11 protein-coding genes are annotated in these 14,815 nt (G+C 59.6%); 2 read left to right on the forward strand and 9 right to left on the reverse strand.

The window, feature by feature from the left end; all coding sequences use genetic code 11:
- The first annotated feature begins 5 nt into the window (after window positions 1-5).
- On the forward strand, window positions 6-3,065 hold the full coding sequence (locus tag KGD89_RS06120) for an efflux RND transporter permease subunit (protein WP_025258928.1): 3,060 nt from the start codon (window positions 6-8) through the stop codon (window positions 3,063-3,065).
- Between the two features lie 546 nt (window positions 3,066-3,611).
- On the opposite strand, the gene KGD89_RS06125 is transcribed toward KGD89_RS06120, so the two are convergent.
- The 6 genes from KGD89_RS06125 to KGD89_RS06150 all read right to left on the reverse strand — a co-directional run bounded on the left by KGD89_RS06125 (window position 3,612) and on the right by KGD89_RS06150 (window position 10,975).
- Window positions 3,612-4,301 carry a DUF4197 domain-containing protein gene (locus KGD89_RS06125; RefSeq protein WP_025258929.1) on the reverse strand — a complete coding sequence of 230 codons (690 nt, stop codon included), beginning with the start codon at window positions 4,299-4,301 and terminating at the stop codon, window positions 3,612-3,614.
- 97 nt (window positions 4,302-4,398) lie between these two features.
- On the reverse strand, window positions 4,399-6,885 hold the full coding sequence (gene plsB, locus KGD89_RS06130) for a glycerol-3-phosphate 1-O-acyltransferase PlsB (protein WP_025258930.1): 2,487 nt from the start codon (window positions 6,883-6,885) through the stop codon (window positions 4,399-4,401).
- Window positions 6,886-7,070: 185 nt separating this feature from the next.
- Window positions 7,071-7,448 (reverse strand): hypothetical protein, encoded by a 378-nt coding sequence (locus tag KGD89_RS06135; protein ID WP_025258931.1) that lies wholly within the window; start codon window positions 7,446-7,448, stop codon window positions 7,071-7,073.
- Window positions 7,449-7,466: 18 nt separating this feature from the next.
- Entirely contained in the window at window positions 7,467-8,276 is an 810-nt protein-coding gene (locus KGD89_RS06140; protein ID WP_025258932.1) for a putative RNA methyltransferase, read from the reverse strand.
- Window positions 8,276-9,427, reverse strand: coding sequence for a succinyl-diaminopimelate desuccinylase (dapE, locus tag KGD89_RS06145; protein WP_025258933.1), 1,152 nt, complete (start codon window positions 9,425-9,427; stop codon window positions 8,276-8,278). Before dapE ends, KGD89_RS06140 begins: the two co-directional genes overlap by 1 nt.
- 114 nt (window positions 9,428-9,541) lie before the next feature.
- A complete protein-coding gene (locus tag KGD89_RS06150; RefSeq protein WP_200985814.1) occupies window positions 9,542-10,975 on the reverse strand; it encodes a DHA2 family efflux MFS transporter permease subunit in 1,434 nt (477 codons plus the stop codon).
- Between the two features lie 297 nt (window positions 10,976-11,272).
- Between KGD89_RS06150 and tcdA the strand changes: the two genes are divergently transcribed.
- Window positions 11,273-12,103 carry a tRNA cyclic N6-threonylcarbamoyladenosine(37) synthase TcdA gene (tcdA, locus tag KGD89_RS06155; RefSeq protein WP_025258935.1) on the forward strand — a complete coding sequence of 277 codons (831 nt, stop codon included), beginning with the start codon at window positions 11,273-11,275 and terminating at the stop codon, window positions 12,101-12,103.
- Here tcdA and KGD89_RS06160 read toward each other — a convergent pair.
- From KGD89_RS06160 to dapD, 3 genes are read right to left on the reverse strand one after another with little or no spacing between them, the layout of a single operon-like run.
- On the reverse strand, window positions 12,094-12,501 hold the full coding sequence (locus KGD89_RS06160; RefSeq protein WP_025258936.1) for a SufE family protein: 408 nt from the start codon (window positions 12,499-12,501) through the stop codon (window positions 12,094-12,096). The genes tcdA and KGD89_RS06160 overlap by 10 nt on opposite strands.
- Window positions 12,498-13,703, reverse strand: coding sequence for an aminotransferase class V-fold PLP-dependent enzyme (locus tag KGD89_RS06165; protein ID WP_025258937.1), 1,206 nt, complete (start codon window positions 13,701-13,703; stop codon window positions 12,498-12,500). The genes KGD89_RS06160 and KGD89_RS06165 overlap by 4 nt, the downstream gene beginning before the upstream one ends.
- A 59-nt stretch (window positions 13,704-13,762) precedes the next feature.
- The gene (gene dapD, locus KGD89_RS06170; RefSeq protein ID WP_025258938.1) at window positions 13,763-14,797 is read right to left on the reverse strand and encodes a 2,3,4,5-tetrahydropyridine-2,6-dicarboxylate N-succinyltransferase; all 1,035 of its coding nucleotides are present in this window, start codon (window positions 14,795-14,797) and stop codon (window positions 13,763-13,765) included.
- Window positions 14,798-14,815: the final 18 nt, after the last annotated feature.

Consider the following 14,815-nt stretch of genomic DNA (forward strand, 5'->3'; position numbering starts at 1 on the left):
CGCAGATGCATTTCAATCTTTCCGAATGGGCGCTGCGTCATCGCCAGGTCGTCCTGTACCTGATGATCGTGCTGGCGGTTGTTGGAGCGCTTTCCTACACCAAGCTTGGGCAAAGCGAAGATCCTCCTTTCACCTTCAAGGCCATGGTCATCCGTACCTTGTGGCCGGGCGCCAGTGCCGAGGAAGTGGCGCGGCAGGTGACTGATAAAATCGAAAAGAAACTGATGGAAACCGGTGAGTACGAGCGGATTTCCTCGTTCTCGCGTCCCGGTGAGTCGACCGTGACGTTCATTGCCCGCGACTCGATCTTTTCGGCGGCGGTGCCCGAGCTCTGGTATCAGTTGCGCAAGAAGATCGGCGATATCCGCCAGACCTTGCCACAAGGCGTGCAGGGGCCGTTTTTCAACGATGAGTTCGGCACCACGTTCGGCAATATCTATGCACTGAGCGGCGAAGGGTTTGATTACGCCGTGCTCAAGGACTATGCCGAGCGCATTCAGATACGTTTGCAGCGGGTCAAGGATGTCGGCAAGGTCGAACTGATCGGCCTGCAGGACGAGAAGGTCTGGATCGAACTGTCGAACGTCAAGCTGGCCACCCTCGGCTTGCCCATGGAGGCCGTGCAGCAGGCCCTTGAGGCGCAGAACGCGGTGTCGTCTGCCAGTTTCTTTGAAACCCCGGCCGAGCGTATCCAGTTGCGGGTCAGCGGGCGCTTTCAGTCGGTGGACGAAATTCGCAACTTCCCGATCCGGGTCGGTGATCGCACATTGCGCATCAGCGATCTGGCCGACGTGCATCGCGGCTTCAACGATCCACCGGCACCGCGCATGCGCTTCATGGATGAGGATGCCATCGGTCTGGCGGTGGCCATGAAGGACGGTGGCGACATTCTGGTGCTGGGCCGTGCCCTGGAAGGCGAGTTTGCCCGCCTGCAGAACAACCTGCCCGCCGGCATGCAACTGCGCAAGGTTTCCGATCAGCCAGCAGCGGTGAAAACCGGTGTGGGCGAGTTCGTTCAGGTACTGGCCGAGGCGCTGATCATTGTCTTGCTGGTGAGTTTTTTCTCTCTGGGGATGCGTACCGGCATGGTGGTTGCCCTGGCGATTCCGCTGGTCCTGGCCATGACCTTCGCCACCATGTATTACCTGGGGATCGGCCTGCACAAGATTTCCCTTGGCGCTCTGGTGCTGGCGTTGGGCTTGTTGGTGGATGACGCGATCATTGCAGTGGAAATGATGGCGATAAAAATGGAGCAGGGCTACGACCGGCTCAAGGCGGCCAGCTTCGCCTGGACCAGCACGGCCTTCCCGATGCTGACCGGCACCTTGATTACCGCAGCCGGGTTTCTGCCGATTGCCACTGCGCTGTCGAGTACCGGCGAATACACCCGCTCGATCTTTCAGGTCGTGACCATTGCGCTGATCGCTTCCTGGATTGTGGCGGTGATGTTTGTGCCTTATCTGGGCGACCGCCTGTTGCCGGATCTGGCGAAGATTCATGCGGCCAAACATGGCTCTGACGCTCCCGATCCTTACGCGACCCCCATGTACAAGCGTGTGCGTGCGCTGGTGGGCTGGTGCGTAGAGCGGCGCAAGACCGTGATTGTCGCCACCGTCGCGCTTTTTGTGTTGTCGGTGGTGATGTTCCGTTTCGTTCCGCAGCAGTTCTTCCCGGCATCGGGACGACTGGAACTGATGGTCGATCTGAAGCTGGCGGAAGGCGCGTCCCTGCAAAACACCACCGAGCAGGTCACCCGGCTGGAGCAGATGCTCAAGGATCATCCGGGTATCGATAACCACGTGGCTTATGTGGGCACCGGTTCGCCGCGTTTCTATCTACCGCTGGATCAGCAACTGCCCGCGCCAAGCTTTGCCCAGATCGTGGTACTGACCAAGACCATCGAAGATCGTGAAGCCCTGCGCAGTTGGCTGATCACCAGTCTCAACGAGCAATTCCCTACTTTGCGTTCACGGGTGACACGCCTGGAAAACGGCCCGCCCGTGGGGTATCCGGTGCAGTTCCGGGTGACGGGCGAGCATATCGAAGTGGTTCGGGAGCTGGCTCGTCAGGTCCGGGAGAAAGTGAGGGAGAACCCGCACGTCTCCAATGTCCATCTGGACTGGGAAGAGCCCAGCAAGGTCGTGCATTTGAATATCGATCAGGACCGGGCGCGGGCGCTGGGCGTCACCACGGCGGATCTTTCGGCCTTCCTGCGAAACTCCCTTACCGGTTCCAGCGTGAGCCAGTTCCGTGAGGACGATGAACTGATCGAAATCCTGCTGCGCGGCACCCGCAACGAACGTGAGCAACTGGGTAATCTGTCGAGTCTGGCGGTGCCCACGCAAAGTGGAGCCAGCATTGCGCTGTCGCAGGTTGCGACCCTGGAGTATGGTTTTGAAGAGGGTGTCATCTGGCATCGCAATCGTCTGCCCAGCGTGACGGTGCGTGCCGATATCTACGGCAAGGAACAGCCGGCGACACTGGTCCAGCAGATCCTGCCGACCCTTGAGCCGGTACGTGCTGAACTGCCGGATGGCTATCTGCTGGAAGTGGGCGGTACGGTGGAGGATTCGGCTCGCGGGCAGAACTCGGTGAATGCCGGTGTGCCGTTGTTCATCGTGGTCGTGCTGACCTTGCTGATGATCCAGTTGCGCAGTTTTTCACGCATGTTCATGGTGTTCGTGACTGCGCCGTTGGGTTTGATCGGCGTGACGCTGTTCCTGCTGATCTTCAACCAGCCGTTCGGCTTCGTTGCCATGCTGGGGACCATCGCCCTGTCCGGGATGATCATGCGCAATTCGGTGATTCTGGTGGACCAGATCGAGCAGGATATCGCCAGCGGCCAGGATCAATGGCACGCCATCATCGAAGCCACGGTGCGCCGTTTCCGCCCGATCGTGCTGACGGCACTGGCTGCCGTCCTGGCCATGATTCCGCTGTCGCGCAGCCTGTTCTTCGGCCCGATGGCAGTGGCGATCATGGGCGGACTGATTGTCGCCACGGCGCTGACCTTGCTGTTCCTGCCAGCGCTTTATGCAGCGTGGTTCAGGGTAAAGCGGTCGTAGGAGCCAATGTATTCGCGAAAAACCATTCGCGGATGAATCCGCTCTCATCAAACAAGACGCAAGACCATGAATTAGAAAGTATTTTATGTAGGGTAAAAACGTTATCCGGCGTACATATCCATTATCGGCATGTGTTGGTCCTACTGGTTCCGCCTTTACGGCGGCCCCCTTTTGTTTCGGCAAAAGGGGGGAAAACCATCCGCTCCGGTTCGGCCCCGCCTTGGGGCGGGGTTCCCTCGCTCCGGCATTGCTCCGTGGGTACGCGCCGACGGGCCTTCCATGGCCCTGCGGCGCTTGCTCGGCGTCCTGCCTCGCACCCCACTGCGCAATACCTCCACTCGGCCGTCACCCACGTCGCAATCGGCGGTGTCTGGAAGATTTTTGCTCATCCCTGTAGGAGCGAATGAAGCTCCTACACAACAATCGTGAGAGCGCCGCAGAACGCGCCGTAAAGGCGCAAGGCGGCCTCAAGCCGAACCATGAATCTGGAAACACCTGCTCCTGTTTGCTGCGCGACAGCGCGGCGCCGGGTGATCTCCTACTCGGTTAAAGTGCTCCAAACACCTTCTTCGCCAATCCGGTCGCTGCTGCAGCCGGGTTGGCGCGGATGCTTTCTTCCTGTTTGGCGATCATCTCGAACAGGCCGTTGAGCGCCTGCTCGGTCACATAGCCTTCAATATTTGAGCTTTTCGCGTCCAGAACGCCCAAGGTGGCGGCCTGACCGGCAAAGGCGTTGTATTTCTGGGCCAGGCCTACCTTGTCGGTGGCCTGCTTGACGATAGGCAGGAATTTGGCGCGGATCTGCTCACGGCTGCTGCTATTCAGGTACTGAGTGGCGGAGTCCTTGCCGCCACTGAGGATCGACTTGGCATCGGCCACGCTCATTTTCTTGACCGCATCCACCAGCAAGGCCTGAGCCTGGGGAACGGCAGCCTCGGCGGCCTGGTTCATGCTGGCTTCCAGTTGATCGACCTGAGCGCCCATGCCGAACTGTTTCATCTTTTTCGCGACCTTGCCCAGATTCCCCGGCAATTCGATACGCACTTCCTGGTTATTGCTGAAACCTCCGGGCACGCCCAGTTGCTTGACCGCTACCTGAGCGCCCTGGGTCAGTGCATCCTTGAGCCCGCCAGTGGCGTCCGATTGCGACAGGTCACCCAGAGACAGGGCAAACACGTTGGCCGACAGCAGCAGGCCTGCGCACAGGCCGGCAAAGCTAAACGATGGGCGAAGCATGGCAGCATCCTTATTTTGTGGAGTCTTGAAAGTCGCGCTGACATGAACATCAGCGCGACCCTGCATTGAGGTTATCAGGGAACCTGAAAAGCGTGGATCAATCTGCGGCAGGCGTTTCTTCGATCTCGTTATGCAGCGTCACCTGCCGGATCGACAGGCGGATATCGCCCGGCAGCACACGCTTGGCTGCGCCTTCCGCCAGTTCTCCGAGCAACGGATGATGGCTCAGCTTGCCAGCGCCGTCCTTGCGCAGCACACCGAGGTCGAGCAAGGTCTGGATGAAATGCCGGAACAGGCTCTTGTCGAAGAACTCCGGGGCATTTAGGCCATGCAGGATCGATAGCCGCTGGGCCATGACCGTACACAGGTCTTCCAGCTCCTCTGCGCTCAGCGTGTTCTGGCCGCTGTTGAGCAGCAACGAGATGGCCATGTAGAAACGCTGCAAGGTCTGGGCGATGGCCTTGGACAACAGCGTCAGTTGCACATACTCCCTGGAACTCGGTTCCGGACGGACATAGGCATCGTTCTTGAAGCGCAGCAGGCCTTGCTCGACCAGTGCGGCCAGCCATTGGTCGACGACTTCATCCAGCTCTTCCAGGGGCCAGCGAATGAACAGCTCCGATTGCAGGTACGGATACAACGCACGGGTGTAGCGCAGGATCTGCTCGCGGTTCATGCGCGACGAGCTCTGGAAGAAGCTTGCCAGCAGCGAAGGCATCGCGAAGATATGCAGCACGTTGTTGCGGTAGTAGGTCATCAGGACTGCATTCTGTTCGTTCAGATACAGAATCTTGCCCAATGCATCCTTTTGCTCGGCCAGCAGATCCATGCCTTTGACATGCTCGATCAGTGCCCGGCCATTGCCTTCGGGCAATGTCGTGTGTGGTGAATACGGTACTTTGCGCAGCAGTGCCAGATACAGATCCAGCACCCGCTCCATGGCCTGATCGTCCAGCGCCAGCCGTTGGGTGGAAAGCAGTGCTACGGCCACCAGATTCATCGGGTTCACGGCTGCGGCTTCGTTCAGATGCCGGGCTACTCGCTCGCCCAGGCGGTTGGTGGTCTCATTGAGCCACGCCGGACGGAATTGCGGCCCCAGTTCCTGTTCGCGCCAGTCGGGCTGTTCGCTGTCGAGGAACTGCGCCAGCTTGATCGGCTCGCCAAAGTTCACCGACACTTGCCCGAAGCGCTGCTTGAGGGCGCCGATGACCTTGAAGATATCGAAGATCGATTCTTTCTTCTTGCTGGCCCCGCGCAGTTCGCCCAGGTAAGTACGGCCTTCGAGTACCCGCTCATAGCCGATATACACCGGCACGAACACGATGGGCATACGCGAATTGCGCAGGAAGCTGCGCAGGGTAATGGCGAGCATGCCGGTCTTGGGTTGCAGCATGCGTCCGGTACGCGAACGGCCACCTTCGACGAAGTATTCGACCGGAAAGCCCTTGGTGAACAGGGTGTGCAGGTATTCGTTGAACACGGCGGTGTACAGCGGATTGCCCTTGAAGGTCCGACGCATGAAAAACGCGCCACCCCGACGCAGCAGGCCACCGATCACCGGCATGTTCAGGTTGATGCCTGCTGCAATGTGCGGTGGCGTCAGGCCGTTGCGAAACAGCAGATAGGACAGCAGCAGGTAATCGATGTGGCTGCGATGGCAGGGCACATAAATCACTTCATGGCCGGGCGCGACGTCCTGCACGCCTTCTATGTGGCTGACCTTGATCCCGTCGTAGATCTTGTTCCAGAACCAGCTCAGCACCACTTCCAGAAAACGGATGGCCGAATAGGTGTAGTCCGACGCAATTTCGTTGCCGTAGCGCAGGGCCTGTTCCCGGGCCTTCTCGTGAGTGATTTTCTCGCGCTCGGCTTCTTCGACAATCGCCTGCTGGACCATGGGCTCGTCCAGCAGGCCTTTGACCAGATTGCGACGGTGGGAAACGTCGGGACCGATGACCGCTGTTTTCAGGTTGCGAAAGCGCACCCGCAACAGGCGCTGGCTCATGCGCAGCGTCAGTTCCGGGCTTTTGTTTTCGTTGACCAGATCGCGCAGATGGATAGGGTTCGAGAACTGCACGCGGGTCTTGCGGCCCAGAATCAGAATGGTGACCAGGCGACGCAGGCGTCCGGTTACCGCCCAGCTGTCGGCGAACAGCAGTTTCCAGGCGCTGGATTCGCGGTCCGGCGATTGTCCCCAGAACACGCTGACCGGAATGACTTGCGCATCTTCAGTCGGGTTCTGGTTGACCGTCTCAAGCAGCCGTTCAAGCGTCGGCGGCGCACCGCGTTTGTCGTGACGGCCCAGCCAGTCAGGCTCGGGGGTCAGGTAAAAGAACGCGGCAGGTTCCATCAGGTTACCCACCGACACCGGCAGGATCGGTCGCGGCAGGCCGGCCTTGCGGCACTCGGTATCGATGACTGCCAGATCGCTCAGGGATGGCGATTGCAGCACATAGAACACCGGACGACTGCGGTCCAGATTGAGCGTGAAAGACGACTGGTTGATGGTTTCCGAGCGAACCCAGAGGTACAGCAACCGGCGCAGAGTGCCGAATACAAGACGACGGAACGGGGAACGGGTCATACGGCTTCTGCTGAGTGGGATGTAGGGGCGAGCGCCCGATGGGCATCAGTGTGCCGTATCTGTCCGGGATGGGCAAAGTGGCCGATCCCGGAGGCAAACGAGCGGGGGGTGTCTTGGTCGCGACAGTATGTTCAGGTACTGAAAATGTGTGCCTGGATGCTTTCGAGAATGAATTCGCGAAAGGGTTACGAAGTGCGCCAGGTAATCTCTTCTTCGCCATCGGCGCTGATGCGAATCCAGCGATCGGCAGCATCATCGCTTTCTTCTTCGACCCAGGTTCCCGGCGCACAGCGCACTTCGACATCAAGGGCGGCGAAAGCGGCACGGGCGCAGGCGATGTCGTCTTCCCATGGTGTCTTGTCGCTTTCCAGGTAAAGGCTGTTCCATTTGCCCACGGCCTTTGGCAGCCAGGTCACAGGAACATTGCCGGCCTTGCACTTCCAGGTCTGGCCTTTCTGGGTCCAGTCGCTGCAAGGGCCGAGCGCGGTGCCGAGCCATTGGGCAATGGCCTTATGATCGACGTCTTCGTCTTTGAGGTAAATCTCGATATCGGGTTGGCGCATGGGGGCCTCACTTGAATGCTACAGCAGCACGAAATAATCGTAGCGCATGGAAACGGTGACCTTGAACGGTCCGGGGTGCTCGATGACAGCCGTGCGGCGCTCGGCGCTGGCACGCCATCCATGGGGCGTCATGGCCAGCAGGTCGGCGCGGGACTGCCCGTCGATCAGCTTCAGGGTGTAGCGCAGGGTTTCGCTGTGTTGTAACTGCATGCCTTCCGGCACCAGAGCCAGGTGCTTGTCGTCGGCATAATCGCGAACCTCATCATAGAGCCGCTGGCGCAGCTCCATCAGATGGTCGTTGGTGGGGCCGACGCGCATCAGTCCGCCGCCGGGAGTCAGCAAACGCTTGGCTTCTTTCCAGTCCAGAGGGCTGAAAACGCTGGCCAGAAACTGGCAGCTGGCGTCTGGCATTGGCACACGGGCCATGCTGGCGACCATCCAGGTCAGCTTCGGGTTACGGCGGCAGGCGCGCTTGACCGCTTCGCGGGAAATATCCAGCGCATAGCCATCGGCATCAGGCAGGGCCTCGGCGATCTGCGCCGTGTAGTAACCCTCGCCACAGCCGATATCCAGCCAGCGAGCCGGGGCACGTTCTGCAGCCAGCTCGGCCAGACGCTGAGCCACCGGCGCGTAATGCCCGGCATTCAGGAAGTCGCGTCGGGCCTCGACCATGGCCTGATTGTCGCCAGGGTCACGGCTGTTCTTGTGCTGCACCGGCAACAGGTTCAGATAGCCCTGACGTGCACGGTCGAAGCGATGATTGGCGGGGCAGACCACGCCATTGTCGGCGGCGCCCAGAGGCGCCGAACAGATTGGGCAGGTCAGCATCAGGCGAGCAACTTGACCATGGTCTGGTAGTAGATCTCGGTCAGGACATCGAGGTCGCTGGCCAGGATGCGCTCGTTGACCTGGTGGATGGTCGCGTTGACCGGCCCCAGTTCAACCACCTGAGTCCCCAGGGTTGCGATGAAACGGCCATCCGAAGTGCCGCCACTGGTGGACGCCTTGGTTTCACGGCCGGTGACTTTCCTGATGCTGTCTGAAACCGCATCCAGCAAAGCGCCGGGTTCGGTCAGGAACGGCAGGCCCGACAACGCCCAGTCCACATGCCAGTCCAGGCCGTGTCTGTCGAGGATGGTGGCGACACGCTGTTGCAGACCTTCGACGGTGGATTCGGTCGAGAAGCGGAAGTTGAATACTGCCACCAGATCACCGGGGATCACGTTGGTCGCGCCAGTGCCCGAATTGAGGTTGGATATCTGGAAGCTGGTCGGCGGGAAAAAGGCATTGCCATCGTCCCAGTGCTCGGCGGCCAGTTCGGCCAGCGCCGGAGCGGCCAGATGAATCGGGTTTTTCGCCAGATGCGGGTAGGCCACATGGCCCTGAATGCCGCGCACGGTGAGCTTGGCGCCCAGCGAGCCGCGACGTCCGTTTTTCACCACATCGCCCACCAGCGTGGTGCTCGACGGTTCGCCGACGATGCACCAGTCCAGGCGCTCTTTACGGGCTGCCAGACGTTCAACCACGGCCTTGGTGCCATGGTGTGCCGGACCTTCTTCGTCGCTGGTGATCAGGAATGCCACCGAACCCTTGTGGTCAGGGTAATCGCTGACGAAACGCTCGCACGCCACCACCATCGCCGCCAGACTGCCTTTCATGTCCGCTGCGCCACGACCGCAGAGCATGCCGTGCTCATCGATCAGTGCATCGAACGGATCGGTCTGCCAGGCCTGGACCGGGCCGGTGGGAACCACATCGGTGTGACCGGCGAAGCACAGCACCGGACCTTCGCTGGTGCCATGGGTGGCCCAGAAGTTGTCGACGTCTTCGATGCGCATGGGCTCCAGCTTGAAGCCCGCATCGCCCAGACGTTGCATCATCACCGTCTGGCAATCGGCATCGACCGGAGTGACCGAAGGACGGCGAATCAGGTCGCAGGCGAGTTGAAGCGTGGGCGAAAGGTCGGCTGGGGCTGTCATGAACAGAACTCCGGGAACAAGGCTGTGGGCGCGAAAAGGCGGATATCTTAAAGCAAAACGAAGTTAAACGGCGTTCATGACCGCCGTTCAATACCCGGACCTTCAATCTCGCTGTCATTTGCGCATGAATATTGCCCCGGTCAGTGATGCCACAAGCGCCAGCAGACCACCGAGCAGGAACGCCGCGCCATAGCCGCCGCTCAAGGCTTCAAGTGCGGTGTGGCCTGCTTCTGTGAGTCGTTCGCTGTAATGCGAAGCCAGGCTGCTGATAATCGCCAGACCCAGCGCGCCTCCCATCATGAAAGAGGTATTGACGATGCCCGAAGCGATACCTTCTTCGCCGGTCTTTGCATCACTCATGGCGGCCACCAGTATCGGGTTGAAACCCATGCCTGCACCCACGCCGATCAGCAGCATCCCCGGCAGGATATCCAGCAGGAAATTGCCATCGACGGGTGCCCTGGCCAACAGGAAAAGACCTGCGGCAGCGAGCCCCAGCCCAAGAACCAGCGGCAGTTTGACGCCGTAGCGAATGATGAGTCTCGAAGACAGGAGCAATGAACACAGTGCCATCACCAGATTGGCCGGAAGAAACGCCAGGCCGACTTCAAGAGGTGAGTAGTCCAGTACTTGTTGAAGATACAGGGCACAAAGAAAAAACCAGGCGAACATGGAAGTTGCCCAAAGCATTCCGATGAAGTTTGCCGTTGTCAGATTTCTTGAGTGGAAAAGTCGTACAGGAATCAGAGGAACTTTCGTACAAAGTTCTATCCGGATAAATACAATGAACATTAGGGTTGCCAAGGTCAGTTGGCTTACTGTTGTTTTAGAAGTCCAGCCAATATGATTGCCATTCATGATTGCATAAACGGCCACTATCAACGCTGCAATTATGGTAATGGCACCTGCTATGTCCAGGGCGCCTTTTTCTGTTATTTCGACAGGTGGCAGCAAGCGCCGACTCAGTGCGAGAACAAGAACGCCTATCGGCAGGTTGATCAGGAAAATCGTATACCACTCATAAAGGTCGGTCAGGACGCCACCGAGCAGTACACCGATGCTGCCGCCACCGGTACATACGAAGCTGTAGGCACCAATGGCTTTTGCACGTTCGGACGGGTCCGTGAACAGGCGAATGATGAGCGACAGCGCCGTCGAGGTCAGCAGTGCACCGCCAAAGCCTTGAAGTGCGCGGGCTGCGATAAGCGTCTCTTGAGTCGTTGCGATACCGCAGGCCAGTGATGCCAGGGTAAACAGGCTGGTGCCCCAGACGAAAATCACCCGCTGTCCGTACAGGTCACCAAGGCGGCCACCCAGCAACAGGAACCCGCCAAAGGTCAGCAGATAGACATTGATGACCCATGCCAGCGAGACATCATCAAAGCCCAGATCAAGTTTGATAGAGGGAAGTGCAACATTCACGATCGTCGTATCCAGCACGATCATCAGGGTTGCCAGACAGATAACGGCTAACGCTTGCCAGCGCTTTTCCTGAAAGGCAGTTTGCTCCATGGGGGAGGGAAGTGGGTCGGTGCGGGTAGAACTCATGAACATACATCCGTTTTGTAGTTTTTCTGATTGCACAGATCTGAAACTTTCTGGAAGGGCAGGATATAGAACTCATGTCGTCAGTGTGTTGCGGTACTGATTCTGATTTATAAACAAAATAATTCAGTGAAAAGGTTTTCTATGTAGGGCGGTGGTAAGTTGTTCCCGCTTGTAAAGGGAGTCTATGCATATTTGGCCGGTACTCTGCAGGCGCTGATTGCAAACCGGGCGATGATAAGGGTGCCGCGCCTCTGCCAAACCTCTTATAATGCGCGCCGGTTTTTCGGGGTAATTGACATGAGCACAGAAGATCCACGGTTCGCAGGCATCGCCCGTTTGTACGGCATCGAGGGGCTGGAGCGCTTGCGTGCAGCTCATGTGGCCGTGGTCGGTATCGGCGGCGTGGGTTCATGGGCGGCCGAGGCCATGGCGCGCTGCGGTGTGGGCGAGATTTCCCTGTTCGATATGGATGACGTCTGCGTCAGCAACAGCAATCGTCAGTTGCATGCGCTGGACAGCACGGTAGGGCGGCCCAAGGTCGAGGTCATGGCCGAGCGCATAAAGACCATCAACCCTGCGTGTACGGTTCATGCGGTCAGCGATTTCGTGACCCGGGACACCATGGCGGATTACATCACCCCGGATCTGGACTTCGTGATCGACTGCATCGACAGCGTCAATGCCAAGGCCGCGCTGATTTCATGGTGCAAGCGACGCAAGATCCAGATCGTGACCACGGGAGGGGCTGGCGGGCAGATTGACCCCACCCAGATTCAGATCGGTGACCTGAACCGCACCTTCAACGATCCGCTGGCCTCCAAGGTACGCTCGACTCTGCGTCGCGAATACGGTTTCTCCCGTACGCCGAATCGTCACTACAGCGTGCCCTGTGTGTTTTCCAGCGAGCAACTGCGCTATCCCAAGCCCGATGGCAGCATCTGCCTGCAGAAGCGTTTCGTAGGTGATGGCGTCAAACTCGACTGCGCGGGAGGTTTCGGCGCGGTGATGATGGTGACGGCGACCTTCGGCATGGTCGCGGCCACCCGGGCTATCGACAAGCTGGTGGCCGGAACACGACGCCCGTCCGAGCGTGCAAAACCGGTTTCGGTCCCGCCGCCTCAGGCGTGAGCCAGTTGCCGCATCTTTTGCAGCACGGCGTTGAGGCCGTTGCTGCGCGAAGGTGACAGCTGGCGACTCAGGCCCAATTGGTTGAACCAGTCGGGCAGGTCAACTTCCAGCAGCTCCTGCTCCGACAGGCCATTGACCCGCTCCAGCAGCAGCGCCACCAGACCGCGAATCAACCGGGCGTCGCTGGCAGCCCGAAACTGCCAGCGTCCATCGCTGACAGCGCCCAGTAACCAGACCTTGCTTTCACAGCCCTGCACCAGATGCTCTTCGGACTTTTCGTCGTCACTCAGGGCGGGCAGCCGGTCGCCCCATTGCATCAGCAGACGAGCGCGTTGTTCCCAGCCTTGAAGCTGGCTGAAGGTGTCCAGCGCGGTTTGTGCACCTGTGGTCAGGGTCATCGCAGCAACTCCAGCGCCTGATCCAGAGCACTGAAAAAGCGCAGCAAGTCATCCGAATCGTTGTACAGGCCAAGTGATACACGGATTGCGCCCGGCAGCCCGAGACTCTTGAGCAGCGGCATCGCGCAATGATGGCCAGCGCGCACGGCAATGCCCTGTTCAGTCAGCAGGTGAGCCAGATCGGCGTTATGCACGCCATCGACCACGAAGCTGACCAGTGCCAGTTCCGGCGAACCCAGCACGCGAATGCCTTCGCGCTGTTGCAAGCCCTCCAGAAGACGCTGATGCAGCCGGGTTTCATGCTCGGCCACGGCCTGCTGATCCAGACTGTCCAGATAATCCAGTGTCGCTCCCAGGCCGATCACGCTGGCAATCGGCGGCGTACCGGCCTCGAAGCCCAGGGGCGCGGGGCGGAAACTGGCCTGCTGATAATCGGCGTCGAGCACCATTTCGCCGCCGTATTGCCAGTGCTTCAGGCGTGGCAGGGCGGTGTTGCTGGCATACAGCACGCCGAGCCCGTCCGGGCCGTAGAGCTTGTGGCTGGAAAATACATAGAAGTCGCAACCCAGTGCCTGCACATCATGCCGACCATGGACCACGCCCTGCGCACCATCCACCACCGTCAATGCGCCTTGCGCCCTGGCCAGTTCCATCAGGCGCGGCAAGGGCTGCCAGGCACCGAGGACGTTGGAGAGCTGACTGACCGCCAGCAGGCGAGTGCGCGGACCGATCAGTGCAGTGGCCGCATTCAGATCGATCAGGCCATGGCTGTCGAGAGGCAGGATCACCAGTTTCAGGTCGCGACGCTGAGCCAGTTGTTGCCAGGGCAACAGGTTGGCGTGGTGTTCCAGAGCGCTGATGACGATCTCGTCGCCAGGGGCGAATTCCTGCTCCAGACCATAGGCCAGCAGGTTGAGGGCCGAGGTCGCGCCATGGGTGAAAATGATCTGGCCGGATTCATGGGCGTTCAGCCAGTGAGCGACCTTGTTGCGGCTGTTCTCGAACGCCTGGGTGGCATGGGCACCAGGTAAATGCTGCGCACGATGCACATTGGCGGCACCGTTTGCGTAGTAATGGGTCAGGGCATTGATCAATGCCTGGGGTTTTTGCGTGGTTGCGGCGCTGTCCAGATAGGTCTGGCCCTGGCGCTGAAGGGCGTCGATGGCAGGAAAGTCAGCGCGCCATGGAGAAATGAGGGGCATTGTTCATCCTGCTTCGATGGAGCGGGTACAGGGTGCGAAGCCCTGTACCCGACACGGCATCAGTTATGAGCGTGCAGTGCTTCGTTCAGCTCGATGGCCGACTTGTGGGTTTTGCATTCCACTGCGCCGGTCTGCGAGTTGCGACGGAACAGCAAGTCAGTCTGGCCTGCGAGATCGCGGGCCTTGACGACTTTGACCAGCTCGTTGTTTTCATCGAGCAGAGCGACTTTGGTGCCAGCGGTGATGTACAGGCCGGCTTCGACGGTGTTGCGGTCGCCCAACGGAATGCCGATACCGGCGTTGGCACCGATCAGGCAGCCTTCGCCAACCTTGATGACGATGTTGCCGCCACCGGACAGGGTGCCCATGGTCGAGCAGCCGCCGCCCAGGTCGGAACCCTTACCGACGAAGACGCCTGCCGAAACACGGCCTTCGATCATGCCTGGCCCTTCGGTGCCGCCGTTGAAGTTGACGAAACCTTCGTGCATCACGGTGGTGCCTTCGCCCACGTAGGCGCCCAGGCGAACACGTGCGCTGTCAGCGATACGCACGCCACTCGGCACTACGTAGTCGGTCATTTTCGGGAACTTGTCCACCGAGAAGACTTCCAGCAGCTCGCCCTTCAGGCGTGCTTCGAGTTGACGCTCGGCCAGCTCGGCCAGATCCACGGCACCCTGGCTGGTCCATGCAACGTTTGGCAACAGCGGGAAGATACCGGCCAGATTCAGGCCGTGTGGCTTGGCCAGACGATGGGACAGCAGGTGCAGCTTGAGGTAGGCCTCAGGCGTAGAAGTCAGCGGCGCATCTTCTGCCAGCAGAGTGGCGACCAGCGGCTTGTGGCTTTCTGCCAGGCGAGTCAGCAGAGCCGCTTGGGTGGCATCGATGGACTTGACCGCATCGGCCAGTTTCGAGGCTTGATCGGTGTTGAACGCAATGGCCTGGTTGCCAGCGGTGTAGCCCAGAACCGGCGCGATAGCGGCAATCAGCTCAGCCGACGGGTTGATCAACGGCTGGGCGTAAAAGACTTCCAGCCACGCGCCTTGACGGTTTTGGGTGCCGACACCGAAGGCCAGGCTGAACAGGGTAGTAGACATGCAAATTCCTCTTGCCAA

The organism is Pseudomonas cichorii, from assembly GCF_018343775.1.
Lineage (GTDB): Bacteria > Pseudomonadota > Gammaproteobacteria > Pseudomonadales > Pseudomonadaceae > Aquipseudomonas > Aquipseudomonas cichorii.